General features: G+C 69.0%; 23 protein-coding genes. 8 read left to right on the top strand and 15 right to left on the bottom strand.

What is annotated here, in order from left to right; all coding sequences use genetic code 11:
* Positions 1–10: 10 nt before the first annotated feature.
* From JOE64_RS06900 to JOE64_RS06875, 6 genes are all read left to right on the top strand, one after another.
* The gene (locus JOE64_RS06900) at positions 11–418 is read left to right on the top strand and encodes a hypothetical protein (protein WP_204963571.1); all 408 of its coding nucleotides are present in this window, start codon (positions 11–13) and stop codon (positions 416–418) included.
* Between the two features lie 30 nt (positions 419–448).
* Positions 449–883 (top strand): hypothetical protein, encoded by a 435-nt coding sequence (locus JOE64_RS06895; protein ID WP_204963570.1) that lies wholly within the window; start codon positions 449–451, stop codon positions 881–883.
* Positions 883–1,281, top strand: a complete 399-nt coding sequence (locus JOE64_RS06890) for a phage virion morphogenesis protein (protein WP_204963569.1) — start codon at positions 883–885, stop codon at positions 1,279–1,281. The genes JOE64_RS06895 and JOE64_RS06890 overlap by 1 nt, the downstream gene beginning before the upstream one ends.
* 13 nt (positions 1,282–1,294) lie before the next feature.
* Positions 1,295–1,612, top strand: a complete 318-nt coding sequence (locus JOE64_RS06885; RefSeq protein ID WP_204963568.1) for a hypothetical protein — start codon at positions 1,295–1,297, stop codon at positions 1,610–1,612.
* A 140-nt stretch (positions 1,613–1,752) separates the two neighbouring features.
* On the top strand, positions 1,753–3,816 hold the full coding sequence (locus JOE64_RS06880; protein WP_204963567.1) for a phage tail protein: 2,064 nt from the start codon (positions 1,753–1,755) through the stop codon (positions 3,814–3,816).
* 32 nt (positions 3,817–3,848) lie between these two features.
* The gene (locus tag JOE64_RS06875; RefSeq protein ID WP_204963566.1) at positions 3,849–4,421 is read left to right on the top strand and encodes a DUF2510 domain-containing protein; all 573 of its coding nucleotides are present in this window, start codon (positions 3,849–3,851) and stop codon (positions 4,419–4,421) included.
* A 112-nt stretch (positions 4,422–4,533) separates the two neighbouring features.
* Here JOE64_RS06875 and JOE64_RS06870 read toward each other — a convergent pair whose 3' ends face one another.
* Together JOE64_RS06870 and recO are read right to left on the bottom strand one after the other, a co-directional pair.
* Positions 4,534–5,337 carry an isoprenyl transferase gene (locus JOE64_RS06870; RefSeq protein ID WP_204963565.1) on the bottom strand — a complete coding sequence of 268 codons (804 nt, stop codon included), beginning with the start codon at positions 5,335–5,337 and terminating at the stop codon, positions 4,534–4,536.
* Positions 5,334–6,062 (bottom strand): DNA repair protein RecO, encoded by a 729-nt coding sequence (gene recO / locus JOE64_RS06865; protein ID WP_204963564.1) that lies wholly within the window; start codon positions 6,060–6,062, stop codon positions 5,334–5,336. Before recO ends, JOE64_RS06870 begins: the two co-directional genes overlap by 4 nt.
* 157 nt (positions 6,063–6,219) lie before the next feature.
* Between recO and JOE64_RS06860 the strand changes: the two genes are divergently transcribed.
* Complete coding sequence (locus JOE64_RS06860; protein WP_204963563.1) at positions 6,220–6,906, top strand: trimeric intracellular cation channel family protein; 687 nt, start codon at positions 6,220–6,222, stop codon at positions 6,904–6,906.
* A 105-nt stretch (positions 6,907–7,011) separates the two neighbouring features.
* On the opposite strand, the gene leuA is transcribed toward JOE64_RS06860, so the two are convergent.
* From leuA to lepA, 13 genes are all read right to left on the bottom strand, one after another.
* A complete protein-coding gene (gene leuA, locus JOE64_RS06855) occupies positions 7,012–8,772 on the bottom strand; it encodes a 2-isopropylmalate synthase (RefSeq protein ID WP_204963562.1) in 1,761 nt (586 codons plus the stop codon).
* Positions 8,773–8,989: 217 nt separating this feature from the next.
* A complete protein-coding gene (locus JOE64_RS06850; RefSeq protein WP_204963561.1) occupies positions 8,990–9,748 on the bottom strand; it encodes a hypothetical protein in 759 nt (252 codons plus the stop codon).
* Positions 9,749–9,815: 67 nt separating this feature from the next.
* Positions 9,816–10,709, bottom strand: coding sequence for a GTPase Era (era, locus tag JOE64_RS06845; protein ID WP_204963560.1), 894 nt, complete (start codon positions 10,707–10,709; stop codon positions 9,816–9,818).
* Entirely contained in the window at positions 10,706–12,034 is a 1,329-nt protein-coding gene (locus JOE64_RS06840; protein ID WP_204963559.1) for a hemolysin family protein, read from the bottom strand. Before JOE64_RS06840 ends, era begins: the two co-directional genes overlap by 4 nt.
* A complete protein-coding gene (gene ybeY, locus JOE64_RS06835; protein ID WP_204963558.1) occupies positions 12,031–12,498 on the bottom strand; it encodes an rRNA maturation RNase YbeY in 468 nt (155 codons plus the stop codon). Before ybeY ends, JOE64_RS06840 begins: the two co-directional genes overlap by 4 nt.
* Entirely contained in the window at positions 12,495–13,541 is a 1,047-nt protein-coding gene (locus JOE64_RS06830; protein ID WP_239532012.1) for a PhoH family protein, read from the bottom strand. Before JOE64_RS06830 ends, ybeY begins: the two co-directional genes overlap by 4 nt.
* A 55-nt stretch (positions 13,542–13,596) precedes the next feature.
* Positions 13,597–13,944 (bottom strand): HIT domain-containing protein, encoded by a 348-nt coding sequence (locus JOE64_RS06825; RefSeq protein WP_204963556.1) that lies wholly within the window; start codon positions 13,942–13,944, stop codon positions 13,597–13,599.
* Between the two features lie 52 nt (positions 13,945–13,996).
* Positions 13,997–14,719, bottom strand: coding sequence for a 16S rRNA (uracil(1498)-N(3))-methyltransferase (locus JOE64_RS06820; RefSeq protein WP_204964999.1), 723 nt, complete (start codon positions 14,717–14,719; stop codon positions 13,997–13,999).
* A gap of 87 nt (positions 14,720–14,806) precedes the next feature.
* Complete coding sequence (dnaJ, locus tag JOE64_RS06815; RefSeq protein ID WP_204963555.1) at positions 14,807–15,919, bottom strand: molecular chaperone DnaJ; 1,113 nt, start codon at positions 15,917–15,919, stop codon at positions 14,807–14,809.
* Between the two features lie 53 nt (positions 15,920–15,972).
* Positions 15,973–17,010 carry a heat-inducible transcriptional repressor HrcA gene (gene hrcA / locus JOE64_RS06810; protein WP_204963554.1) on the bottom strand — a complete coding sequence of 346 codons (1,038 nt, stop codon included), beginning with the start codon at positions 17,008–17,010 and terminating at the stop codon, positions 15,973–15,975.
* Positions 17,011–17,145: 135 nt separating this feature from the next.
* Positions 17,146–18,363, bottom strand: coding sequence for a radical SAM family heme chaperone HemW (gene hemW, locus JOE64_RS06805; protein WP_204963553.1), 1,218 nt, complete (start codon positions 18,361–18,363; stop codon positions 17,146–17,148).
* Positions 18,363–19,013 carry a DUF1990 domain-containing protein gene (locus JOE64_RS06800; RefSeq protein WP_204963552.1) on the bottom strand — a complete coding sequence of 217 codons (651 nt, stop codon included), beginning with the start codon at positions 19,011–19,013 and terminating at the stop codon, positions 18,363–18,365. Before JOE64_RS06800 ends, hemW begins: the two co-directional genes overlap by 1 nt.
* 56 nt (positions 19,014–19,069) lie before the next feature.
* Positions 19,070–20,914, bottom strand: a complete 1,845-nt coding sequence (gene lepA, locus JOE64_RS06795; protein WP_204963551.1) for a translation elongation factor 4 — start codon at positions 20,912–20,914, stop codon at positions 19,070–19,072.
* A 201-nt stretch (positions 20,915–21,115) separates the two neighbouring features.
* Between lepA and JOE64_RS06790 the strand changes: the two genes are divergently transcribed.
* On the top strand, positions 21,116–25,864 hold the full coding sequence (locus tag JOE64_RS06790; RefSeq protein ID WP_204963550.1) for an ExeM/NucH family extracellular endonuclease: 4,749 nt from the start codon (positions 21,116–21,118) through the stop codon (positions 25,862–25,864).
* Positions 25,865–25,956 lie beyond the last annotated feature (92 nt).

Here is a 25,956-nt window from a genome sequence, read left to right as displayed (position 1 = left end):
AAACCCCCTCATGTCGAATCGCATTCGCGGAAAGAAGCTCTCGTTCACTCTCGGCTCGCCCGGCGTCCAGGTCTGGCAGGACGTGAAGACGTGGACGCTCGCGCCGGAAGACCTCGACGGCCCCACCTTCGGCGAGATCGCTACGGGCGCCGCCGCGTGGAAGCTCTCGGGCACCGCGATCCAGTCCAACGATTCCGGATCGTTCTGGGAGTACGTGTGGGCCAACGCGGGTAAGGATGTCGCCTTCACTGTCGCCCCGCACGGCAACACGACCGCCAGCGCCACCCAGCCGCACTACGCCGGAACGCTCAGCGTCGGCAAGCGTCCGAGCATCGGCGGCGACGCCGGTAGCTCCGGGTACGAGTTCGACTTCGAGTTCGATGTCGTCGGCGAGCCGGCGCGACTCCCCTCCGCCTGATCCATGCTGCCCGTCTACTCCGCCCCGCGCATGCGCCCCGCCCTTTGGCTGGACGGCGTAGAGCGCTGGGCGGAGTTGACGGAGGGGCACCTCGCGCCCGAGGACAGTGACGACGACTCGCTCGCCCTGCCGTTCCCCGTCCAGCAGTGGACTCTCAGCGGCGAGGCGTATCAGAACACCCGCACGGGCGCGCTCTGGCGCTTCGCGTGGGACAGGTCCGGCGACACCGTGCCTTACGTCTTCGCCCCCAACGGCAACGCGACCCCCACAGCCGACGCGCCGCACTACGTCGGCGAGTTGCAGATCGGCCCGCGGCCCGCTCTCGGCGGCGCGGCGGGCGATCGCGCGTTCATCTTCGAGTTTGCGTGGCTCGTCGTTGGCGAGCCTGAAGAACTCACAGCGGAAACCGTGCTGAACGGGTTCGGCGTCTCGCCCTACGGCCTCTCGGCCTTCGGGAGCGCGTAATGGGCGACTCCTTCGAAATCACAAACGGCCCCGGCCGCATCCGCGTCGAGGGCCTGCGCACCGCACAGCGCCAGCTCGCAGCGGCGGGCGCTTCCGCCGACGACCTCAAAGACCTAATGCACGCGATCGGCTCGATCGTCGTCGACGCCGCAGCGCCCCCGCAGCAGTCAGGGCGCCTCGCATCCACCATCCGAGCCGGGCGCGGGAAGACAAAAGCCGTCGTGCGCGCGGGCGGCGCGAAAGCGCCCTACGCCGGCGTAGTCCACTACGGATGGCCCGCACGCGGCATCCCGGCGCGCCCGTTCCTCACGGACGCCCTCCAAGCCAACCGATCCCGCATCTTCGAGCAACTCGATGCCGGGATCGCCGACCTCCTCAAACAGCACGACCTCACCTGAAAGGACCGCCATCATGGCTATCGACTCCGCATCCCTCACCCTCGGCGAGATCGCCACCGTCGAGAAGCTCGGCGGGTACTCGCTCGCCTCGCTCGACGATTCGAGCGCGCCGAAGGGCAACATGCTCGCCGCTCTCGCGCTCGTCTACAGGCGCCGCCAGGGACACCCCGAGTTCTCGTGGAACGAGGCGACCGCGCTGACGATAACCGAGGCGTACGAGATCCTCGGCATCAAGACCACGGAGGCCTCCGACGCGATCGCAACGACGGAGGACAAGGCCCCAAAAGCGTCCCGCTCCGCCAAGACCTCCCCGGCAACGCCTACCGAGTAGACCCCGAGGCGTGGGATGAGGACCTCGCGACGTTCGTCGTGAGTCTCTCCCTCTCGCCGTCCGAGTTCTGGGCGCTCACCCTCTCCCAGCGCGAGGCACTCATCCGCGCGCACAACAAGCGAGCCAAGAAGGGCTAACCCATGGCCGGGCAGACCATCGCGATCTCCGTACTCGCCGACACCAAACAGCTCAAGAGCGGCCTCGACGACGCCGCAGGCGGGCTGGGCGCATTCGGTAAGGGCCTCGCCGGCATCGGCGTGGCGGTCGGCGCGATGGCTGTTGGCGCCGGGGTCGCGATCGGCGCGCTCGGCGTCGAGGCCTTCAAGGCGGTCGCCGAGGTTGAGCGACTAAACGCCCAGACCTCCGCCGCGCTCACCTCCACAGGCGGCGCGGCGGAGCGCTCGATCGACCAGATCACCGGCCTCGCCGACTCGCTCGAGCGCATGTCCGGCGTCGAGGCCGAGACGATCCAGGCCGGGCAGAACATGCTCTTGACGTTCACCAACATCAAGGGCACCAACTTCGACGCCGCCACCAAGAGCGCCCTCGACATGTCTGTCGCGATGGGTACCGACATGACCTCGGCTGCCACCCTCGTCGGCAAGGCGCTAAACGATCCGATCAAAGGCGTCGGCGCGCTCTCGAAGGTCGGCGTGCAGCTCACCGCCGACCAGAAGGCCATGGTCGAGCAAATGACCGCCGTGGGCGACGTTGCGGGCGCTCAGGGCATCATCCTGGGCGTCCTGCAAGAGCAATTCGGCGGCAGCGCCGAAGCGTTCGGCGGCACGTTCCTCGGCACCGTCGAGAAAGTGAAGAACAGCTTCGGCGCCCTCACCGAGATGTTCGTCACCGACCTACTTCCGCCCATCACCAACGGCCTCAACAAGGTAAACGACCTCTTCGTCTCGCTGGCGGACTCGCCCACCTTCCAGGCGATCGCCGGGGGCATCGGAGAGGCATTCGCCTCGCTGCTCTCCGGCGATGGGTTCGACATCTCGGGCATCGCCGACACCCTGCTCGACGCCCGCGGCGCGATCGTCGACGCCGCCCTCCGCGCTCTGAGCGGCATCCTCGACGCCGCGGGCGAGATCCTTCCCCGAGTCGTCGAATCGACGGCAACCCTCATCACGACGGTCGTGACGTTCCTCGCGAACAACGCGCCGATGCTCCTCGGCGCCGCGCTGACCGCACTCACTGGGATCGTGCAGGCCGTCGTTCAAGTCGTCCCACCGCTGATCGCAAGCCTCGCCACACTGCTCCCCGACATCGTGCAGACGCTGAGCAACTTCACCCCCGGCATCCTCGCCGCCGCCGTCCAGGTACTGACCTCAATCATCGAGGCCGTGCCGGTCATCATCCCGCCCCTCGTGGACGCCCTCGTCGGCCTGCTCCCCACGCTGCTCGGCGCGATTCTCTCCCTGCTCCCCCGACTCGCCGAAGCGGCGCTTTCGCTGTTCATGTCACTCGTCGAGGCAATCCCGCAGATCATTCCGCCACTCGTGCAGGGCATCGTCACGTTGCTCCCCCGTCTCGTGTCATCTGTCGTGGGGATGCTCCCCCGCCTCATCACGGCCGCAGTCGAGCTGTTCACTGGAATAGTGACCGCGATTCCGCAGATCATCCCGCAACTCGTTGACGCACTGATCACGCTCGCCCCGGTCATGATCGATGCGCTCGCGCGACTCGTGCCCGCCCTCATCAAGGCCGGTATCGACCTCATCGCCGGCCTCGTCAAGGGACTCTGGAACGCGGCAGGATCGGTCGGATCGGCTCTCATCGAGATCGCCAAGAGTGCTATCGGTGGATTCCTCTCACTGCTTGGCATCCACTCGCCCAGCCGCCTGTTCGCAGGCTACGGCGGCAACGTTATCGACGGCCTCGTGAAGGGCCTCCGCGGCGGGGAAGGCGACCTCACTCGCCAGATGGGACGAATCGCCAACACCACCTCGGGCGCATTCGATGCCTCGCTCAGCGCCGCGCCATTCGGTTCCCTCGGCGCCCAGCGCGTGCGCAGTGACTACCGCATCGGAGCGCCGACACGCACCGTATCCGCGCCCGAGTCGAGCGTCGTCCAACTCTCGCAGTACGACCGCTCACTGCTCACCGAGATCGCCGATCGAGTCGGCCTCACCATCGGCAGCCAGACACTACAGGCCACCGTGAGCGGCGCGAACAATGCCGCCGTGTCGAGGCGGGCAGGGTGATCGGAAGCATGCCCCTCCGCTAGCCTGCATGAATGGCATCCCCCGGCTGGTATCCGCACCCGCAGAACCCTTCTCAAGAGCTGTACTGGGACGGCACGACATGGACCGCGGCACGCGCGCGGAAGTCGAAGAATGGCGGCGTGTGGCTAGCTCTGGGTATCACGGCAGCGGCACTGATCGTCACCGTGGCTTTAGGTATCGGAGCGGTCGCTGTGGTCGGCGCCATGAGCGCACCGCGAGTAGCCGGAAGCGCCACGCAATCGCCCGGCGAGCCGCAGGCGCAGAAGCCAATCGAGAAGACGCCAACACAGAAGCTCGAGGCTGACGGCTACCAGGAGGTCAAGCGTGGGATTTTTGCGAAATGGGAGCCGAAGAGTAGCTACACCTGCGACTACTGGTCGTGCAGCAAGCTCCGCGTCATCTCGGTAGATGGGTGCCCCAACTCCCTCTATATCGAAGCCGCAATCATCTCCGGTAGCACGCAGGTCGGCATGACCAACGACCTAACAACAGCCCTCCGCCCAATGGAAGAAGCTCTGGTCACACTGACGGATCACACGAGCAACGGAGATAGCTTTCGGCTGACAGAGGCAACCTGCTACTGACAGGCTAGTTTGACAAACTCCACACGTCGATCTTGATGGCATTGGTCACACCGTCGACAACGCGGTCCCGCGCGGGAGTATTCCCACCGTGGTATGACGGCGAGCGGGATGCCTACGCGGTCGGGGCGTCGACGGCCCCCCCGAAGCGGCGGTCCCGGTCCAGGTACAGCTGGATCGCATGCCAGAGGTCGCTGCGCGAGAAATCCGGCCACAGCGTGTCGAGGAATACCATCTCGGCGTACGCCGATTCCCACAGCAGGAAGTTCGAGGTGCGCTGTTCACCGCTCGATCGGACGAACAGATCGACGTCGGGCATGTCGGGGATGTACAGGTGTCGGCGCAGCGTCTTCTCGGTGATCGCCGACGGCTTCATCCGGCCGCGGGCGATCTCCTCGCCCATCGCGCGCATCGCGTCGACGATCTCGTGACGGCCGCCGTAGTTGATGCACATCGTCAGGGTGAGGCCTGTGTTCCCCTGCGTGAGCTGCTCGGCGTACTGGAGCTCCTTGATGACCGAGCCCCACAGACGCGGCCGGCGGCCGGCCCAGCGGATGCGCACGTTCCATTCGTTGAGCTGGTCGCGGCGGCGGTGCAGCACGTCACGGTTGTAGCCCATGAGAAAGCGCACCTCCTCGGGCGAGCGCGCCCAGTTCTCCGTCGAGAACGCGTACACGCTGAGGTGCGAGACGCCCGCCTGGATCGCCCCGGCGACGACGTCGAGCAGCACCTCTTCGCCCGCCCGATGCCCCTCGATCCGAGTGAGGCCGCGGCGGTTGGCCCAGCGCCCGTTCCCGTCCATGACGATCGCGACGTGCCGCGGCACGCGCCCCTTCGGGAAGGCCGGGGCCGGGAGTCCCGTCCAGTCGAGGGGACGATACGGCACGGCATCGCGGTGCGTGTAGGGCTTCGGCGTCACCGACGGGTCTCCATCTGCGAGAGCGAGCGGATGCCCCGCTCGAGGTGGTACTGGGTGTAGGCGGCCACCAGGCCGGAGGCCGCGGACCGCGCGTGTGCGGATGCCGCATCCACGATCTCCCACTCCCCCGCGATCAGCGCCCGCATCAGGAGCAGCGTCTCGGGGTGGATGCGGGGAGAGCCCGCGGGTGCGCAGGCGCGGCAGACGCTTCCGCCGAGCGGGGCGACGAACCATTCATGCGGCCCCGGGGTGCCGCACCGGGCGCACGCGTCGAGCGCGGGAGCCCATCCGGACAGGGCCATCGCCCGCAGCAGATACGAATCCAGCACTCCGCGCGGCGCGCGCCCACCCTGAGCGAGGGTGCGCAATCCGCCGACCAGCAGAAGGTACTGCTGCGCGGTCGCCTCGGCCTCGTTCAGTCGGTCGGCCGTCTCGACCATGACGTGGGCCGCCGTGTACCGGTCGTAGTCGGCGACGATGGGCGCCCCGTACGAGCCGAGCGACTCCGCCTGCTGCACGATGTCGAGCGTGCGTCCCTGATAGAGCTGCACGTCGGCGACCATGAACGGTTCGAGCCGCGCGCCGAACTTCGACGATGTGCGCCGCACGCCTTTGGCCACCGCACGCACCTTGCCGTGACGACGGCTGAGCATCGTCACGATGCGGTCCGCCTCCCCCAGCTTGTGGGTACGCAGGACCACGACTTCGTCGCGGTAGGTGGGCACCCCTCCATTATCTCCGCCCTGTCCGACACGGGCTGGAGGCTCGCAGCCGCGGCGCGCGCGGCGCACGGTGGTGCGGATGCCACCGCGGACGCGTCGTGCACAGGTGCGCCGCCCCACCGGAGCCGGGCATCCGCACCGCAGGCGGGAGAATGGAGAGGTGGACGACCAGCTCTTCGTGATCCCGCTGTGGGCGGACCTTCTCGCCGTCGGACTCGGCGGCGTGCAGGGGGCGCTGTTCGCGACCGGCTTCGTCGGTCGGCAGCGCCTCGATCTGCTCGGCGTCGCCCTCATCGGCATCATGATGGGGATGGGCGGCGGAATCATCCGCGACCTGCTGCTGAACACCCCCTTGGCGACGCTGCAGAGCAACTGGTACCTGCTGACGGCGACGGGGGCAGCACTGGTCGGGATGCTGCTGGCGAACATCTTCCAGCGGCTCAACGGCCTGATCGTGGCGCTGGATGCCATCGTGATCGGGCTGTTCGGGGCCTTCGGAACCGCCAAGGCACTCGCGATGGGCGTTCCCGTGGTGCCCGCCGTCTTCATCGGCGTGTGCGCCGCCGTCGGCGGAGGCATCCTGCGCGACGTGATCATGGGACTTCCGGTGTCGGTCATGCACGTCGGCTCGCTCTACGCGGTCGCGGCCGGCGCCGGCTGTGCCGTGCTGGTCGGAGCGCACGCGCTCGGTGCGCCGATCGCCGCGGCATCCGTCGCCTGCGTGGTCGTGACCACCGTCATTCGCCTGCTCGCCGTGATCTTCGACATCTCGCTGCCCGAGCAGCGTGCCCTGCACCGCCGCAAGGTCGCTCTCGAGACATCCGCCATCCCCATCATCAAACCCTGATGCGGCGGCACCGGAGCGCGGAGCCGCAGACCGCCCCCACGCACAGCGCCCGGGGCGACGACGGCCCCGGGCGCTGTGCGTTCCCCATGGGGGATGCGACTTGTGTCAGACGCCGGCGAGAGCACCCGCGTGCGAGCGGGTGCGGATCGCCCGGTTCACCCCCGAGACGATGGCCTTGAGGCTCGCCGTCGAGATGTCACCGTCGATCCCGACGCCCCACAGGCGCTCGCCGTCGACCTGCAGCTCGACGTACGAGGCGGCCTGTGCGTCGCCGCCGGCGCTGAGCGTGTGCTCGACGTAGTCGTACAGCGTGACGTCGAAGCCCTGCGCGCGGACGACCTCGAGGAAAGCCGAGACCGGACCGTTGCCGACTCCGCGCGTCGCGACCGTCTCGTCGCCGTCGCGGAGCGTGACATCGAGCGCGACCTCGCCGGACATGTCGCTGGCCGTGCGGGTGGACAGCAACTCGAACCGGCCCCACTTGTCGTCGTGGGCCGCCGCGGGCAGGTACTCGTCGGTGAAGATCGCCCAGATCTGGTCGCTCGACACTTCGCCGCCCTCGGCATCGGTCTTGGCCTGCACGACACCCGAGAACTCGATCTGGAGCTTGCGGGGCAGATCCAGCGCGTGGTCGGTCTTCAGCAGGTACGCGACGCCGCCCTTGCCGGACTGCGAGTTCACGCGGATGACGGCCTCGTACGAACGCCCCAGATCCTTGGGGTCGATGGGCAGGTACGGCACGGCCCACTCGATATCGTCGACCGTGACGCCGGATGCCTCGGCCCGCGCGGCCATGGACTCGAAGCCCTTCTTGATCGCGTCCTGGTGCGAACCGCTGAACGCGGTGAACACCAGATCGCCGGCCCACGGGCTGCGCTCGTGCACCGGCAGCTGGTTGCAGTACTCGGCGGTGCGCTTGACGTGGTCGATGTCGCTGAAGTCGATCTGGGGGTCGATGCCCTGGGTCAGCATGTTGATGCCGAGCGCGACGAGGTCGACGTTGCCGGTGCGCTCGCCGTTGCCGAACAGGCATCCCTCGATGCGGTCGGCGCCGGCCATGTACCCCAGCTCGGCGGCGGCGATCGCGGTGCCGCGGTCGTTGTGCGGATGCAGCGACAGGATGACGTTCTCGCGGTGGGCGAGGCGTCGGCTCATCCACTCGATCGAATCGGCGTAGACGTTCGGGGTCGCCATCTCGACGGTGGCAGGCAGGTTGATGATGACCTTGCGTTCGGGGGTGGGCTCGAAGATCTCGATCACCTGGTTGCAGACGTCGACGGCGAACTCCAGCTCGGTGCCGGTGTACGACTCGGGCGAGTACTCGTAGTACACCGCGGTCTCGGGGATCCGCTTCTCGAACTCGCGGCACAGGCGCGCACCGTTCAGCGCGATGTCGATGATCCCCTGCTTGTCGCTGCGGAAGACGACCTCGCGCTGCAGGACGCTCGTCGAGTTGTAGAGGTGCACGATGGCCTGCTTGGCGCCGGCGATGGCCTCGTAGGTCCGCTCGATGAGGTGTTCACGCGCCTGCGTCAGCACCTGGATCGTGACGTCGTCGGGAATCAGCCCCTCCTCGATCAGCTGTCGCACGAAGTCGAAGTCCGTCTGCGAGGCGGAGGGGAATCCGACCTCGATCTCCTTGTACCCCATCTGCACGAGCAGCTCGAACATGACGCGCTTGCGCTCGGGGCTCATCGGGTCGATGAGGGCCTGGTTGCCGTCGCGCAGATCGACCGCGCACCACCGCGGGGCCTGCGTGATGCGAGCGTCGGGCCACGTGCGATCGGGCAACTCGACGCGGATCTGCTCGTGATACGGGCGGTACTTGTGGACCGGCATGCCGGACGTCTTCTGGGTGTTCTCCATGATGTGGCTTCTCTCGTCAGATGAGGGCGGGCCAGCGGCGTCGAGAAACGACAAGCTCCGCGACGAGGAAGGCCCTAGATCGAGGCCTCGTCGCGGCAGCTAAGAAGGAGCTGGCCGAAGCGCATGGGGACAGCGTACACCCCGCCCCGAGGTGCGATGAACGCGGGCATCCGCGGGGCACCCGCGACCGGATGCTCCGACGGGAGCGTCGAGACCGCTACCCCGCGGGTGACGGAGGACCCGCGTCCGCAGGGTCGGAGGAGGGCACGGATGCCCCCGCCTGGGCATCCATCTTCCGCTGAGCGGCCGCCGTGCCGAGCTCCGCGCGGGCCGCGGGGTGCGTCCAGTAGTAGTGCAGCACGGTGTACACGGTGAGCGGCGATGCACCCAGGATGAACGAGGCGAAGTCCCAGTGCCTCGCCCCCTGCTCGATCCGCAGCACGGGAATCCGCACGCGGCCCGTGCGCGCGGCACGGTCGGAGTTCGTGACCGTGGCGCGAATCGCGGTGACCTCCGACCACGGGATGTCGACGGCTTCGCCCTGCGTGCGGATCACGACGCCCGAGCGCCCCAGCGCGACGCATTCGCGGTTGCTCCAGGAACGGCGATCACGTCCCGCCATCACCAGATTGACGAAGCTGATCACGAAGTAGAGTCCGACCAGGCCGAAGAATCCGGCGATCAGGTAGGGCACGGGGCCCTCGGTCGACGGCGTCGTGCCCGCTTGCACGAGGATCCACACCACGACCCACACGAGGAACGCGGCGATGAGGCCCACGACGACCGTGAGCGTCGCCGGTGGCCTGCGCAGCGGCGCGACGTGGATCGTGGCGTCGGGCGAGGGGGTGAAGCTGCGGTTGAAGACTTCGGCGGTGAGCATTTGCAGGGGCGCGCGAGACGCACGGGATCCGACCCACCCGGCAGGAACCGACGCGACGCGGGCGTCGGGTGCTCCCCCGTCGCCGATTCCGCTCATCACGCCGACGGTGCCGCGTGCCAGCGCGCGACGGCGCACCGCGCGCCGGGCATCCGTCGACCACGCATCAGAACCCCAGCCGTCCGAGCTGCTTCGGGTCGCGCTGCCATTCCTTCGCGACGCGCACGTGGAGCTTGAGGAAGACCTTCGTTCCGACGAGCGGCTCGATCTGCGCCCGCGCGCGCGCGCCGACCGCCGCGAGGCGTGACCCCTTGTGCCCGATGATGATCGCCTTCTGGCTGTCACGCTCGACGACGAGGTTCGCGTAGATGTCGGTCATCGAGCCGGTGTCGCGCTCGGCGATGTCTTCGATGGTGACGGCGATCGAGTGCGGCAGCTCGTCGCGGACGCCTTCCAGTGCGGCCTCGCGGATGATCTCGGCGATCCGGTCCTCGAGCGACTCGTCGGTGACCACGCCGTCCTCGTAGAGCGCCGGCCCCTCGGGCAGGAGCGAGAGAAGCTCGTCGGCGAGGACGTCCAGCTGCTCCCCCGCGACGGCCGACAGCGGGATGACGGCGTCCCAGTCCTCTCGCAGACTGTCGACCTCCATCAGACGCTCGGTGATCTCCTCGCGCGAGGCGATGTCGGTCTTCGTGACGATCGCGACCTTCTTCGCGCGCGGATAGCCGTCGAGCGAGGCCGCGATGCGGCGGTCGCCCGGGCCGACCTTCTCGGTCGCGGGCACGAGGAACCCGATCGCATCGACGTCGCCGAGCACCTGCTCCACGAGGTCGTTCAGACGTTGCCCGAGAAGGGTCCGCGGCTTGTGGATGCCGGGGGTGTCCACGATGATCAGCTGCCCGCCCGGGCGGTTCAGGATGCCGCGGATCGCGCGTCGCGTCGTCTGCGGCTTGTCGGAGGTGATGGCGACCTTCTCGCCCACCAGCGCGTTCGTCAGCGTCGACTTGCCGACGTTGGGCCGACCGACGAAGGTTACGAATCCGGATCTGTGCGCGCTCATCTGTCGTCGCCCTTCTGGGTCGGCACGGGTCCCGTGCGCGGTGTGCGTCCCCCGAACGCCGCATCGGCGGCCGTGAGGGCATCGGATGCCTCGACGAAGACGGTGGCCAGGCCGCGCCCGCGGCCTCGGGAGGTCCCACCGGTCATCACGATCCCGTCGTACTCCGCCTGTGCGCCCGGCAGCGGCACGCGTCCGAGCTGCTTGCCGAGAAGGCCTCCGATCGAGTCGACGTCGTCATCCTCGAGTTCGATGCCGAAGAGCTCTCCGACCTCGTCCAGCCCGAGGCGGGCGCTGACGCGGAATCGTCCGTCGCCGAGATCGACGATCTCGCTCTGACGCGGGTCGTACTCGTCGGCGATCTCACCGACGAGTTCCTCGATGAGGTCTTCGAGGGTGACGAGGCCCGCCACGCCGCCGTACTCGTCGACGACGAGGCAGACGTGCACGGCATCCCGCTTCATCTGCTGCAGCAGCGTCTCGGCCTTCATCGACTCCGGCACGAAGACGGCCGGCCGGGCGATCTGCGCCACGGGGGCGTCCCGCCACGCGGATTCGTCACGGAAGGCGAACTGCACGAGGTCTTTCAGGTACACGACCCCCGTGATGTCGTCGGCGTCGGCGACGGGCACCCGTGAGACGCCCTTGTCGAGGAAGAGGCCCATCGCCTCTTGAGTGGTGGCGGCGGCATCCATCGTCACCATGTCGGTACGCGGCACCATCACGGCCCGGACGAACGTGTCGGTGAAGTCGAACACCGAGTGGATGAGCTCGCGATCGTCTTCTTCGATGAGGTCTTGCGAGGCCGCCTCGTCGACCATCGACAGCAGCTGTTCCTCGCTGGCGAACGACGTGCTGCGATGCACGCCCGGCGTGACACGGTTGCCCAGCAGCACGAGCAGATGAGCCAGCGGCCCCAGCACGACCCGCGCGCCGCGGACGATGGGCGCGCCCCCTCGCAGGAGCCCCCGGGCGTGCTGGCGCCCCACGGCGCGGGGGCTCGCCCCGACGAGCACGAAAGACACGACGGTCATCAGGATCGCGGCGGCGAGCATCGCCCACCAGATGCTGTCGAGAGCGATCGTGAAGGCGACCGTGACGAGAACCGCCGCCGTGGTTTCTGCCAGGATGCGGATGAAGACGACCGCGTTGCCGTGAGCCTCAGGGTCGGCGGCGATCTTTCCCAGCGCGGCACCGCCGCGACCGGTCTGCGACATGTCGAGAAGGTCGGCGCGAGACGTCACGCCGAGAGCTGCGTCGAGCGCCGCCATCAGGCCGCCGAGCGCGACGAGGAGCGCGGCGGCGACCAGGAGGAGCGTCGCCGTCATGCGCGCCGTCGACGCTCGGAGCTGCGGAACGCGGCGATGAGGTCGCGCTGCAGACCGAACATCTCCCGCTCCTCGTCCGGCTCGGCATGGTCGAAGCCGAGCAGGTGCAGCGTGCCGTGCGTCGTCAGGAGGATCAGCTCGTCGAGCGTCGAGTGGTTCGCGGCCTGTGCCTGCGTCTCGGCGACCTGCGGGCACAGGACGATGTCGCCCAGCAGGCCCGGAGGCGTCGGCTGCTCCTGCGTTCCCGGGCGCAGCTCATCCATGGGGAAGCTCAGCACATCGGTCGGGCCGGGCTCGTCCATCCACTGGACGTGCAGCGCCTCCATGGCGCCCTCGTCGACGAGAAGGATCGCGACATCGGCATCCGCACTCACGTGCAGCTCGGCGAGGTTGTGCTCGGTGAGGCGCAGCAGCACCGTCTCGTCGACCTCGACGCCCGACTCGTTCGTGATCTCGATCGTCATGACATTCCTCGCTTCGGGAGATGGTCGCGGGGTCCGCCCGGTCGGGAAGGCTGACCGCGGCGCTGAGCGCGGGTGCCCTCGTTGGCGGCGATGAAAGCGGATGCCTCGTCGCGCTCGCGCCGCGAGGCGAGCCGCTGCTCGTCGTACTCGGTGTACGCGTCGACGATCCGTCCCACGAGGGTGTGGCGAACGACGTCGTCGCTCGTGAGGTAGCTGAACGAGATGTCGTCGATGTCCTTGAGCACACGCGTGACGAGTCGCAGGCCGGACGCGCCCTGGGGCAGGTCGATCTGCGTGATGTCACCGGTGACGACCATCCGCGTGCCGAAGCCGAGACGTGTGAGGAACATCTTCATCTGCTCGGGCGTGGTGTTCTGGGCCTCGTCGAGCACGACGAACGAGTCGTTGAGCGTGCGCCCGCGCATGTACGCGAGGGGGGCGACCTCGATGGTGCCCGAGGCCATGAGCTTCGGGACGATCTCGGGGTCCATCATCTCGTTGAGCGCGTCGTAGAGCGGCCGCAGGTAGGGATCGATCTTGTCGGTGAGCGTGCCGGGCAGGAACCCGAGCCGCTCCCCCGCCTCGATCGCCGGACGGCTGAGGATGATGCGGCTGACCTCTTTGCGCTGCAGGGCCTGCACGGCCTTCGCCATCGCGAGGTAGGTCTTCCCGGTTCCCGCGGGACCGATGCCGAAGGTGATCGTGTTCTCGTCGATCGCGTCGACATAGCTCTTCTGACCGAGCGTCTTGGGGCGGATGATCCGGCCGCGGGAGGACAGGATCGCCTCGCCGAGCACCTCGGACGGGCGCTGGCCGCTGTCACCGCGCAGGATCCGCTCGCTCGAGACGACGTCGGACGGGTCGAGGCCCTGCCCCGTGCGCGAGAGCGCCAGCAGCTCGTCGACGAGGGCGCGCGCCCGGGCGACGTCGGCGGGCGCACCGCTGAGCGTGATCTCGTTGCCCCGCACGTGCACGCGCACCTGCGGATGCTCGCGCTCGACGACCCGCAGCAGCCGGTCCTGCGGACCGAGCAGCTGCACCATCGCGACGCCGTCGGCGTGGATCGTCTCGACGATGTCGGCCTCGGACGAGGAATCGTCAGGCACCGAGGTTCCCTTCGTCCAGGTCGCCGGCCAGCACGTGCGCGTGGACGTGGAAGACGGTCTGCCCGGCCGCGGCGCCCGTGTTGAAGACGAGACGGAACTGTCCATTCGCGTGTTCCTCGGCGAGCGTGCGGGCCAGCGCCACCATCTCGGCGAGGAGCGCGGGGTCGCCCGCGGCGAGTTCGACGACGTCGCGATACTGCGCGGTCTTCGGGATCACCAGCAGGTGAACGGGCGCCTGCGGTGCGATGTCGCGGATCGCGAAAGCGTGCTCGGTCTCGGCGAGGATCTCGGACGGGATCTCGCCCTGGTAGATGCGGGTGAAGATCGACGGCTCGCTCATGTTCCCAGTCTACGGGCGGGCAGGCGGCGCACGGAGGTGGCGCGCGCCGGCCTCACCAGCGCCCGAGGCGCGCGTTGAGGACGGCCAGGGCGGCGGGCCCGGCGGTCGAAGTGCGCAGCACGGTGTCGCCGAGGCGGACGTGTTCGGCGCCCGCCGCCGCGAGAGCCGCGAGCTCCTCGGGTGAGATCCCTCCTTCGGGACCGACCACCAGCACGATGTCGCGCTGATCGTCCTCGTCGAGGTCGATCTGCGACAGAGGAGCGGATGCCGTGGGCTCGAGCACCCACACGCGAGCACCCGCCGACAACGCCGCCAGTGCCGCGGTCGTCGTGGGACCCGCCACGTGCGGAACCCACGCGCGGTGCGCCTGCTTGGCCGCCTCGCGAACGATCGTGCTCCAGCGGGCGACGCCCTTCGCCGCCTTCACGGCATCCCACCGGGAGACGCTGCGGGATGCCTGCCACGGCACGATCTCGTCGACCCCGAGCTCCGTGGCCGCCTGCACCGCCAGCTCGTCTCGGTCGCCCTTCGCGAGCGCTTGGGCCAGAACGATCCGCGGCGTGTGCGCGGGCACGACGGAATGCTCCGCGATACGCACGACGACGCGCTTCGGTGCCGCCTCGACGACGGTTCCGCTCAGCCAGGTGCCCGCTCCGTCGCCGACGGTGACCTCTTCGCCCACGCGCACGCGGCGGACGACCGCGGCGTGGTGCGCTTCGGACCCGGTGAGCACCACCTCGTCACCGGGGCGTGCATCGGCGACCGTGATCCGCAGCGCGGATTCCGCGTCGTCGCGCGGCGACCCGGCCGCGCGCGCGATGCTCGACGCGTCGGGGTCGGCGAGGAAGTGCAGCGCCACGACTCAGCCGCGGAACTTGTCGCGCAGCTTCGAGAACAGTCCCTGATGGAACTGCGCCAGCTGCGGCTCGGGGGCCTTCGTCTTCTTCGCGAAGTCCTCGATGAGCGCGCGCGAGCGCGCATCGAGCTTCGTCGGTGTGACGACCTGCACGCCGACGCGGAGATCTCCGCGGGTGCCCCCGCGCAGCGGCGTGATCCCACGGCCCTTGATCGTGAGCACATCCCCGGACTGCACGCCCGCGCGTACCTCCAGATCCACGTCGCCGTCGAGCGACGTGATGGTCGTGTGCGCGCCGAGGATGGCGTCGGGCATCGAGACCTCGAGGGTGGCGAGCAGGTCGTCCCCGTCGCGGCTGAACACGTCGTCGTGCGCGACGGTGACTTCGAGATACAGGTCGCCGTTCGGTCCGCCCGCAGGGCCCACCTCGCCCGAGCCGGGAAGCTGCAGGCGCAGCCCGGTCTCGACACCGGCGGGGATGTCCACCGAGACGGTCCGTCGGGCACGCACCCGTCCCTGTCCCTGGCAGGACGCGCAGGGATAGGGAATCGTCGTGCCGTAGCCCTGGCAGGTGGTGCACGGCTGGGCGGTGACGACGTTGCCGAGCAGGCTCCGGACGGTGCGCTGCACGTGCCCCGAGCCGTGACAGATGTCGCACGTCACGGGCTGGGTACCCGGCTGGCAGCACGATCCGTCGCAGGTCTCGCAGAGCACGGCCGTGTCGACGTCGATGTCGCGGTGTGCGCCGAACACGACGTCCCTCAGGTCGAGGGTGACGCGCACCAGCGCGTCCTGTCCGCGCTCGCGCCGCGAGCGGGGACGTCCGCCGCGGCTGCCGCCTCCGCCGCCGAAGAAGGTCTCGAAGATGTCGCCGAAGCCGCCGAAGTTCCCGGCGCCGCCGCCGAATGCCGATCCGTCGCCGCCGAGGTCGTAGCGCTGCCGCTGCTCGGGGTCGGACAGGACGTCGTAGGCGTGCGTGACGAGCTTGAACCGCTCGGAGGCGTCGGCTCCGGGGTTCACGTCGGGGTGCAGTTCGCGGGCGAGCCGCCGGTACGCCTTCTTGATCTCGTCGGGGGTGGCGTCGCGGGAGACTCCCAGGACTTCGTAGTGATCGGCCACAATCGCCTTTCGGCGCCCAGCGGGCGCGGTGGATGTCGGACGTGTCGGACCGCTCAGCGGGACGAGTCGTCCTCGTCGAGCAGTCGGGTGAGGTAGAGCGCGACGGCGCGGACCGCCGCGAGGTTGGTGGGGTAGTCCATGCGGGTGGGTCCGAGCAGCCCGACCCGGGCGCGGGTGCCCGCGCCGTCGTAGTCGCTCGTGACGATGGATGCCTCGCCGAGGCCGAACGAGGCGTTCTCGCGGCCGATGCTCGCCGCGAGTCCCTGCTCGTCGGCGACCATCTCGCCCATGAGGCTCAGCAGGGTCACCTGCTCTTCGATGGCCTCGAGGAGCGGCGAGATGCTGCCGCGGAAATCTCCCTCGCGGCGCGCGAGGGTCGCACTTCCGGCGAGCACGAGCCGGTCCTGGCGGAAGTCGTCGAGTTCTTCGGCGACGATGCGCGCCACCGTGCGCACGGCGTCGTCGACACGGGACGCCCCCGCGGGAGCGGCGCACAGGTCGGAGATCGCCTGCGCGGCATCCGCGACCGGCTTTCCGGTGACCAGAGCCGCGATCGCGACCTTCACGCGGGCCGCGTCGCTCTCGTCCAGCTCGCCCTGCAGGAACGCCACGCGCTGCGACACGCGCCCGGTGTCGGTGACGATGATCACGACGATGCGCGTGCCGCCGAGATGGACGAACTCCACGTGCGAGACGCTCGCCCGCGCGAACGACGGGTACTGCACGATCGCCACCTGACCGGTGAGTCGTGTGAGCGCACGCACGGTGCGCATGAGCAGATCGTCGAGATCGACCGGATCGGCGAGGAAGGTGGAGATCGCCGCGCGCTGCGCTCCGGAGAGGGGGCGGAGCTCCGCCAGGTGGTCGACGAAGACGCGGTACCCCTTGTCGGTCGGCACCCGCCCGGAGGAGGTGTGCGGAGCGACGATCAGCTCTTCGTCCTCGAGCAGTGCCATGTCATTGCGGATCGTCGCTGCCGACACTCCGAACTGATGACGGTCGACGATGGTCTTGCTGCCGACGGGCTCGTTCGTGTCGACGTAGTCCTGCACGATCGCGCGGAGGACCTGCAGGCCGCGCTCCGAAACCATCGTCCCTCCTTGTGTCGAACCTCGTCGGATTGTTGGCACTCCGTGCCATCGAGTGCCAATCCTACCGCGAGGCGACGACGGCGCGCCGATGACGCACCCCCGCGCCCGCCGCCCGGCCTCCGCGCCGAATGCCGCTCACGCCGTGAGCGCGCGAACGACGGCATCGGCGAGCAGGCGGCCCCGCCGCGTCAGCACGACCCGACCGCGCACCGCGGCGGATCCGTCGATCAGGCCGTCGGCGATGAGGGATGCCACGGCGTGACGCCCCTCGCCCACGAGCTCCCCCACGGCGATCCCCCCCGCGATACGCGAGCGCAGCAGCACGCTCTCGAGTCGGCGCGCCGCGGCATCCGGCCGTTCGCGCGCCGCCGCCGGAGACTCGCCGGCCGCAAGGCGCTGTGCATAGGCGGCCGGGTGCTTGACGTTCCACCAGCGCAGCCCCGCGACGTGGCTGTGGGCGCCCGGTCCGTAGCCCCACCAGTCCGTCCCCCGCCAATAGGCGAGGTTGTGCCGAGATCGGTGTTCGGGTGCGGTCGCCCAGTTCGACACCTCGTACCAGGCGAAGCCCGCGGCGCCGAAGGCCTCATCCGCCAGCTCGTACATGTCGGCCTGCAGGTCGTCGTCGGGGGCGGCGACGACGCCCCGACGAATCTCGCGCTCGAGCTTCGTACCTTCCTCGACGATCAGGGCGTAGGCGGACACGTGGTCGGGGCGCAGCTCCAGAGCGGCCCGTACCGACGCCTCCCAGTCGGCCAGCGACTCTCCGGGCGTCCCGTAGATGAGGTCGACGCTGACATCGAGACCGGCCGCGCGGGCCGCCTCGACGGCGCGTGCGACGGCCGCGGGCTCATGGGTCCGATCGAGCGTGCGGAGCACGTGCGGCACCGTCGACTGCATTCCGATCGACATGCGCGTCACTCCGGCGCGCGCCAGTTCGTCGACGACGGACGCCGTCACCGTGTCGGGGTTGGCCTCGACCGTGACCTCGGCACCCGGAGCCAGACCGAAGCCGTCACGGACGCCCGCGAGCATCCGGGCAAGGTCGCCGGCGGGCAGCAACGTGGGCGTGCCGCCGCCGAAGAACACCGTCTGCGCGGGCCGGAGCGGCCCGCGGCTCTCGAGGACCGCGAGGGAGAGATCGATCTCGCGCAGCACCTCGTCGGCGTAGGCATCCTGCCGTGCGCCGCGCAGTTCGGAGGCGGTGTAGGTGTTGAAGTCGCAGTAACCGCACCGCACACGACAGAACGGCACGTGCAGGTAGACGCCGAAGTCGACCGTTCCCTCCAGAACGATGTCACCGGGCAGAGCACCGTCGGCGGGTGCCGGATCACCGAGTGGAAGAGCCGAACCCATCAGGCGGGCGTCGTGAACATCGGCGAGATCGCGCGCAGATAGCCCTGGAACAGCTCGCGACGCCGGCGCTTCACGAGCGGCGGGACGAGGCGGTAGGCGAGAGCCACGGGACGGTCGAAGGCCCGCACGACGAAGCGCACCTCGTCGTTGTCGAGCCACTCGATCGCGAACGACTCCTCGCCGCTGACGACGGAGCCGCCGACCGTGCCGAGGGCGAACGCGACGCGGCGTGGTTCTTCGATCGCGGAGATGACGCGAAGCTCACCGTCGGCGTTCATGCCCTTGATGTGTCCGTGCACGCGGATGGTCGTGCCGGCGGCGACGTACGGCGTCCCGTCGGCGTCGAAGCGCTGATCGGCCTCGAGACGGCTGGGGGCGACCGGCAGCCCTTCGGCATCGAAGCCGACGCCGGAGTACATCGGGCCCGAGGCGGGGCGCACGTCCGTGATCTCGAGGCCGGCGCCGCGCAGCGCGGCCCAGGAGAGCAGCGCGTCTGCCGAGGTCTCGAAGCGTTCCTGCCCGCTGCCGATGCGCCAGGATGCCTCGGCGGGCACGCTCTGCTCGGGCGGGTACGACATGAGGTCGTGCGCGCTCGTGGCGCCGACCGCCGCGTAATCGACCGTTCCGGCCTGGAAGTTCCCGCGACGCATGTCCTCCAGGATACCGACCCCTCGATGTCGCGCGTCCGTGAGACTGAGGCGGCCGACTACTTCTTGGTCTCGACGTCGCCGGAGAGGGCGGCGATGAAGGCCTCCTGCGGCACCTCGACGCGGCCCACCATCTTCATGCGCTTCTTGCCCTCTTTCTGCTTCTCGAGCAGCTTGCGCTTTCGGGTGATGTCACCGCCGTAGCACTTGGCGAGCACGTCCTTGCGGATTGCGCGGATGTTCTCGCGGGCGATGATGCGCGCGCCGATCGCGGCCTGGATGGGCACCTCGAACTGCTGGCGCGGAATGAGCTTGCGCAGCCGCTCGGTCATGAGCGTGCCGTAGGCGTAGGCCTTCTCGCGGTGGACGATGGACGAGAACGCATCGACCTTCTCGCCCTGCAGCAGGATGTCGACCTTGACGAGGTCGGCCTCCTGTGAACCGGCGGGCTCGTAGTCGAGGCTCGCATAGCCCTGGGTCTTGGACTTGAGCTGGTCGAAGAAGTCGAAGACGATCTCGCCGAGCGGCATGTTGTAGCGCAGCTCGACACGGTCCTCGGAGAGGTACTCCATACCGAGCAACGTGCCACGCCGCTGCTGGCACAGCTCCATCACGGTTCCGACGTAGTCCTTCGGCAGCAGGATGCCGACCTTGACGACCGGCTCGGACACGGATGCCACGCGCCCGTCGGGGTACTCGCTCGGGTTCGTCACGACCACCGTCTCACCGGTGTCGGTCAAGACCTCGTACGTCACCGAGGGCGCCGTCGTGATGAGGTCGAGGTCGAACTCGCGCGAGAGCCGCTCGGTGATGATCTCGAGGTGGAGAAGGCCGAGGAAGCCGCAGCGGAAACCGAAGCCGAGGGCGACGGAGGTCTCGGGCTCGTACTGCAGCGAGGCATCCGAGAGCTTCAGCTTGTCGAGGGCTTCGCGCAGATCCGCGTAGTCGCTGCCGTCGATCGGGTAGATCCCCGAGAAGACCATCGGCTTCGGGTCGGTGTAGCCGGCGAGCGCTTCGCTCGCGGGCTTGCGGTGGTTCGTGATCGTGTCGCCGACCTTGGACTGGCGGACGTCCTTCACGCCGGTGATCAGGTAGCCCACCTCGCCGACGCCGAGACCCTTCGTGGGCACCGGCTCGGGGCTCGACACGCCGATCTCGATCAGTTCGTGGGTCGCACGGGTCGACATCATCTGGATGCGCTCGCGGGGTTCGAGCGTGCCGTCGACCATCCGCACGTAGGTGACGACGCCGCGGTAGGCGTCGTAGACGGAGTCGAAGATCATGGCACGCGCGGGCGCGGTCGGGTCTCCCACGGGAGCGGGGATCTGCTCGACGATGCGGTCGAGGAGCTCTTCGACGCCCATGCCGGTCTTGCCCGACACACGCAGGACGTCGGCGGGGTCGCCGCCGATGAGGTTCGCGAGTTCGGCCGCGTATTTCTCGGGGTCGGCCGCGGGCAGATCGATCTTGTTGAGGACGGGGATGATCTGCAGATCGTTCTCGAGCGCCAGATACAGGTTCGCGAGCGTCTGCGCTTCGATGCCCTGCGCCGCGTCGACGAGCAGGATCGCCCCCTCGCACGCGGCGAGCGACCGCGACACCTCATAGGTGAAGTCGACGTGGCCGGGGGTGTCGATCATGTTGAGCGCGAAGGTCCCGGCATCCGTCGCCCACGGCATGCGCACCGCCTGCGACTTGATCGTGATGCCGCGCTCGCGCTCGATATCCATCCGGTCGAGGTACTGCGCCCGCATGTCGCGGTCGGAGACGACACCGGTGATCTGCAGCATGCGGTCGGCCAGAGTCGACTTGCCATGGTCGATGTGGGCGATGATGCAGAAATTGCGGATCTGCTCCGGAGGGGTCGCAGACGGCTCGAGAGGCTTCAGGGCGCGCGGGGACATATTCCGAGCATTCTACCGACGCCGACACGATCGCCGCCGCGTCGTGAGCCGCGCCGCGCCGTGAGGGCGTGCCGGGCGACTCCTCGTGTTCACCTGCTCGCAACGCGATCGACGCTCAGCCTGCGCAGGATGAACTCTCATCACACCCATAGGTCGCGGCAGCGACCTCACCCCCCACGTATACGAAACCAGGGAGAACACGTGTCAGATCCGACACCGGGCGCCCCGCGTCCCACGGCCGGACGGCGGACGCCCCGCGCGCTCGTCGCCGCCATCACCGCAGGAGCCCTCGCCATCGGCGGCGCCGGCGTCATCGCGCTTCCCGCCGAAGCAGCCGTCAGCACCGGCGCCCCCGTGCTCATCAACGAGGTCTACGGCGGCGGCGGCAACAGCGGCGCGACGTACACGAACGACTTCGTGGAACTCGTCAATGTGTCTTCCGCCCCCGTGAGCCTCGAGGGCTGGAGCCTGCAGTACGCGGCGGCGGCATCCGGAAAGACGTTCGCGCCGCAGGCGTTGAGCGGCACGATCCCCGCCGGAGCGACCTTCCTCGTGCAAGAGGCCAAGGGCGACGGCGGCACCACGCCCCTGCCGACCCCCGACGCCACGGGCACTCTCGCGTTGAGCGGCAAGACCGGCAAGGTCGCGCTCGCCTCGACCACGACGGCCGTCACCGGGCCGAACGACGACGCGGTGGTCGACTACGTCGCGTGGGGCGCTTCCGCCGCCCCGGCCGCAGGTTCGCCCGCGCACGAGACGACGAACACGACGAGCATCACGCGTGACGCGGCCCACACGAACACGGCGGTCAACAGCGCGGACTTCACCGTCGCCGAGCCGACGCCGCAGAACTCCGGCAGCAGCACGCCCTCGCCCGAACCGTCGCCGTCCGGATCGACCGGACCGTCGCCGTCGGCGAGCGCGACCGGTTCGCCGACCCCGACTCCCACGCAGACCCAGACGCCCAGCCCCCAGACGATCACGCCCATCGCGCAGATCCAGGGCACGGGCGACAGCACCCCCCTGAACGGCCAGACGGTCACCACCGAGGGCGTCGTCACGGCGCACTACGCGACGGGCGGCTACAACGGGTACGTCATTCAGACCCCCGGCACCGGAGGCACCCTCGACCTGTCGACCCACGCGGCATCCGACGCCGTGTTCGTCTACACGAAGACAGCCGCCGTCGCGAGCGAGGTCGCCCTGGGCGACACCGTGCGCGTCACGGGCACGGCCGGCGAGTTCAACGGCCTGACGCAGCTCAGCGTGAATGCGGGCATGGCGACGAAGATCGCCGACGCCGCAAAGCCGGCGCCCGTCGTCCTCACGACCTGGCTTACCTCGGTCGCCCAGCGCGAAAGCCTCGAGTCGATGCTCGTGAGCGTCTCGGGCTCGTTCACCGTGACGAACACGAACAACACCAGCCGCTACGGCGAGGTAGGACTGGCCGCCGGCAACGGCGTGCTGCGTCAGCCCACCGACGTCGGCCGCCCCGGTTCGGCTGAAGCCGCTGCGGTCGCCGCCGATAACCTTGCGCGCGGCGTCGTCCTGGACGACGGCGGATCCCTCGACTACGCGGCCCGCGCGAACAACGGCACCGGCGCACTCCTCAACGGCAACGCGACCCCGGCCTATGTCTCGCTGGAGCACCCGGTCGTCGTCGGCGGCACGGCCACGCTCAGCGGCTCGTTCGTCCTCGACTACCGCAACAACAGGTGGAAGCTGAACCCGGCGTCCTTCCTGCCCGGTGACGGAACGACACAGGGTCAGGCGACGTTCACGAACCCGCGCACGAGCGCTCCCGCCGCGGTCGGCGGGGACCTCAGCGTCGGCTCGTTCAACGTCCTGAACTACTTCACGACGCTCGGATCCTCGAACACCGCGTGCCAGCCCTACACCGACCGCGCCGGCAACGGCACGAACGTCCGCACGGGCTGCGACCTGCGCGGTGCGTGGAGCTCAGCCGACCTCACCCGCCAGCAGTCGAAGATCGTCTCGGCGATCAACACGCTGGATGCCTCGGTCGTCGGGCTCATGGAGATCGAGAACTCGTCGAAGTCGACCCCGAGCACGCCCGACAAGGCTGTCTCGACCCTGGTCGACGCGCTGAACAGCGCCGCGGGAACGACCAAGTGGGCTTACGTTCCGGCGTCCGCCCAGCTGCCCGACGCATCGCAGCAGGATGTCATCCGCAACGCCATCATCTATCAGCCCGCGCTGGTGCAGCGTGTGGGTGACGCGCTCGCACTGGGCACGCAGTCGGCATCGGGTCAGGCGTTCGGCAACGCCCGCGAGCCGATCGCGCAGAGGTTCGCCCCGACGGCGGGCGGTGCGCCGTTCCTGTTCGTGGTGAACCACTTCAAGTCCAAGAGCTCGAGCGGCGCTTCGGGCGCGCAAGCCGACCAGAAGGACGGGCAGGGCGCGTGGAACCCGGCTCGCATCGCGCAGGCCGCGGCATTGCGTGACTGGGTGTCCTCGATCACCACGTCGGACGAAGCGACGATCCTGGTCGGCGACTTCAATTCGTACACCCACGAGGACCCGCTGCAGGTGCTCTACGACGCCGGCTACGTCGACGCCGAATCGGCGCTGAAGGTCGGGCGGTCGACCTACTCGTTCGACGGCCTGTCCGGTTCGCTCGACCACGTGCTGTACAACGCGGCAGCGCAGAAGCGTGTCACCGGCGGAGACGTGTGGAACATCAACTCCGGTGAGTCGGTCGCCCTCGAGTACAGCCGCTACAACAACCACGGCACGCTGTTCTGGCAGGACGGTCCGTACCGCTCGAGCGACCACGACCCGCTGAAGGTCGGCCTCTCGGCACGCACCGCCGTTCCGACGACGATCGACATCCTGACGATCAACGACTTCCACGGTCGTATCGAAGCAGGCAGCCAGGGCGAAGCCGGTGCTGCCGTGCTCGCGGGCGCCGTGAAGGCCAAGAAGGCGAAGAACCCGAACACGCTGCTGGTCTCGGCTGGCGACAACATCGGGGCCTCCACCTTCACCTCGCTGATCCAGCAGGACTCGCCCACGATCGACTCGCTGAAGGCTGCGGGACTGGAAGTCTCGGCGGTCGGCAACCACGAGTTCGACCGCGGCTTCGCCGATCTGACGAAGCGCGTGATCCCCCGCTTCGGCGGCAACACCGATCCGGCGAGCGCGACCCCCGAGCAGATCGCGGCAGGTTCGCCCTACGCGCTGGGCGCGAACGTCTACAAGAAGGGCACGAAGACCCCTGCGCTGCAGGAGTACACGATCAAGACGATCGACGGCGTGCGCGTCGCCTTCATCGGCACCGTGACGACGGACACGGCGCGGATGGTCGACCCCAAGGGCATCGAGGACATCGACTTCGGTGACCAGCTCGAGGCGGCCAACCGTGTCGCCGCGACGATCGCCAAGGGCCACCTCGCCGATGTCACGGTGCTGCTGACGCACTCCGGCTCGTCGGTGTCGAACAACTGCGACGCCGTCGCGACCGACCCGTCGGACTTCGGGACCCTCGTCCGCGGCGCCTCGGCGAGCATCGACGCCATCGTCTCGGCGCACACGCACCAGACCTACGCGTGCAAGGTGCAAGTCGCCTCGACCGGAAAGCTGCGCCCGGTCATCCAGGCGTCCGAGTACGGCAAGGCGCTCGGTCAGCTCTCGATCACGTACGACACGCAGGCGCACGAGCTCGTCTCGATCGCGGGCTCGACGTCGCCGCTCGCCAAGGCGTACCCCGCGGATGCGGATGTCGCAGCGCTCGTGGCCGGCTTCGCCGCGACCGCGAACGTGATCGGCGCGCAGCCGGTCGGCAAGATCACCGCCGACATCCTTCGCGGCGGCACGCGCGGCTCCGACCGGGGCGTGGAGTCGACGATGGGCAACACGGTCGCCGACATCTATCTGTGGGCCACGAGCACGAACCCGGCCTATGCGGGCAAGAAGGCGCAGATCGCGCTGATGAACCCGGGCGGGCTGCGGGCCGACCTCATCCGCACCGGCGACGGGACGGTGACCTACAAGCAGATCGCCGACGTGCAGCCCTTCGCCAACACCCTGGTGACGGTCACGCTCACGGGTGCTCAGCTCAAGGACATCCTCACGCGCCAGTGGCAGGCGACGGGCGACCGCCCGAAGCTTCACCTGGGCGTCTCGCAGGGCTTCACCTACGAGTACACCGAGGATGCTCCCCCGGCCGGCCAGACCGCGTCGCGCTCGGGTCGCATCGTGTCGATGTCGCTGAACGGCACGAAGATCGCCGATACCGACACGTTCACGGTGGTCACGAACTCGTTCCTGGCCAACGGCGGCGACGGCTTCACGCCGTTCGCGCAGGGCACCGACCGCACCGACACCGGTCAGGTGGACCTGGACGCCACGCTCGCGTACGCGAAGGCGATCACGCCGATCGCACCGTCGGCGCTCGGCCGGGCGAAGCTCGTGACCGGAACGACGCCGGATCCGTCCTCGAGCACGTCGCCGACCGGCGCTCCCACCGGTGCACCGACGGGGGTCCCGTCGCCGAACCCGTCGGGCACGCTGCCCTCGACCGGTGGTTCCACGGTCGGCGTGTCGACCTCGGGACTCGGTTCGGGCAACCGCATCGAGCGCGGGTCGTCGTTCACCGTCACCCTCACGGGTCTCGCCGCATACGAGCAGGTCGCCGCGACGCTCAACAGCGACCCGATCGTGATCACCGGCATTCCGGCAGCGGACGCGAACGGCACGGTCACGTTCACGGTGAACGTTCCCCGCACCCTCGCCACGGGAACCCACCACCTCATCGTGCTGGGCGCGGACGGACGGGTGCTGGTGAACCTGCCGCTCCAGGTCGTGGGCGAGGGCACCCTCGCCACGACCGGTGCCGAGCTCCCCTGGAGCCTGGCGCTGGGCGGCGCGTTCCTCCTGGCCGCCGGCCTGGTGCTCGCGATGACACGTCGCCGCACCCGTATCGGCTGATCGATCGCGCACGAGGCCCCGGCCCCGCTTCGGCGGGCGCCGGGGCCTTTCGCGCACCACAGCACGGTCACGTGCACGAGGTGGGCGGAGAT

Source organism: Microbacterium dextranolyticum (assembly GCF_016907295.1).
Classification (GTDB): domain Bacteria; phylum Actinomycetota; class Actinomycetes; order Actinomycetales; family Microbacteriaceae; genus Microbacterium; species Microbacterium dextranolyticum.
Note: the sequence above shows the minus strand (reverse complement) of the source record. Positions and strands in the feature narration are given on the sequence as shown.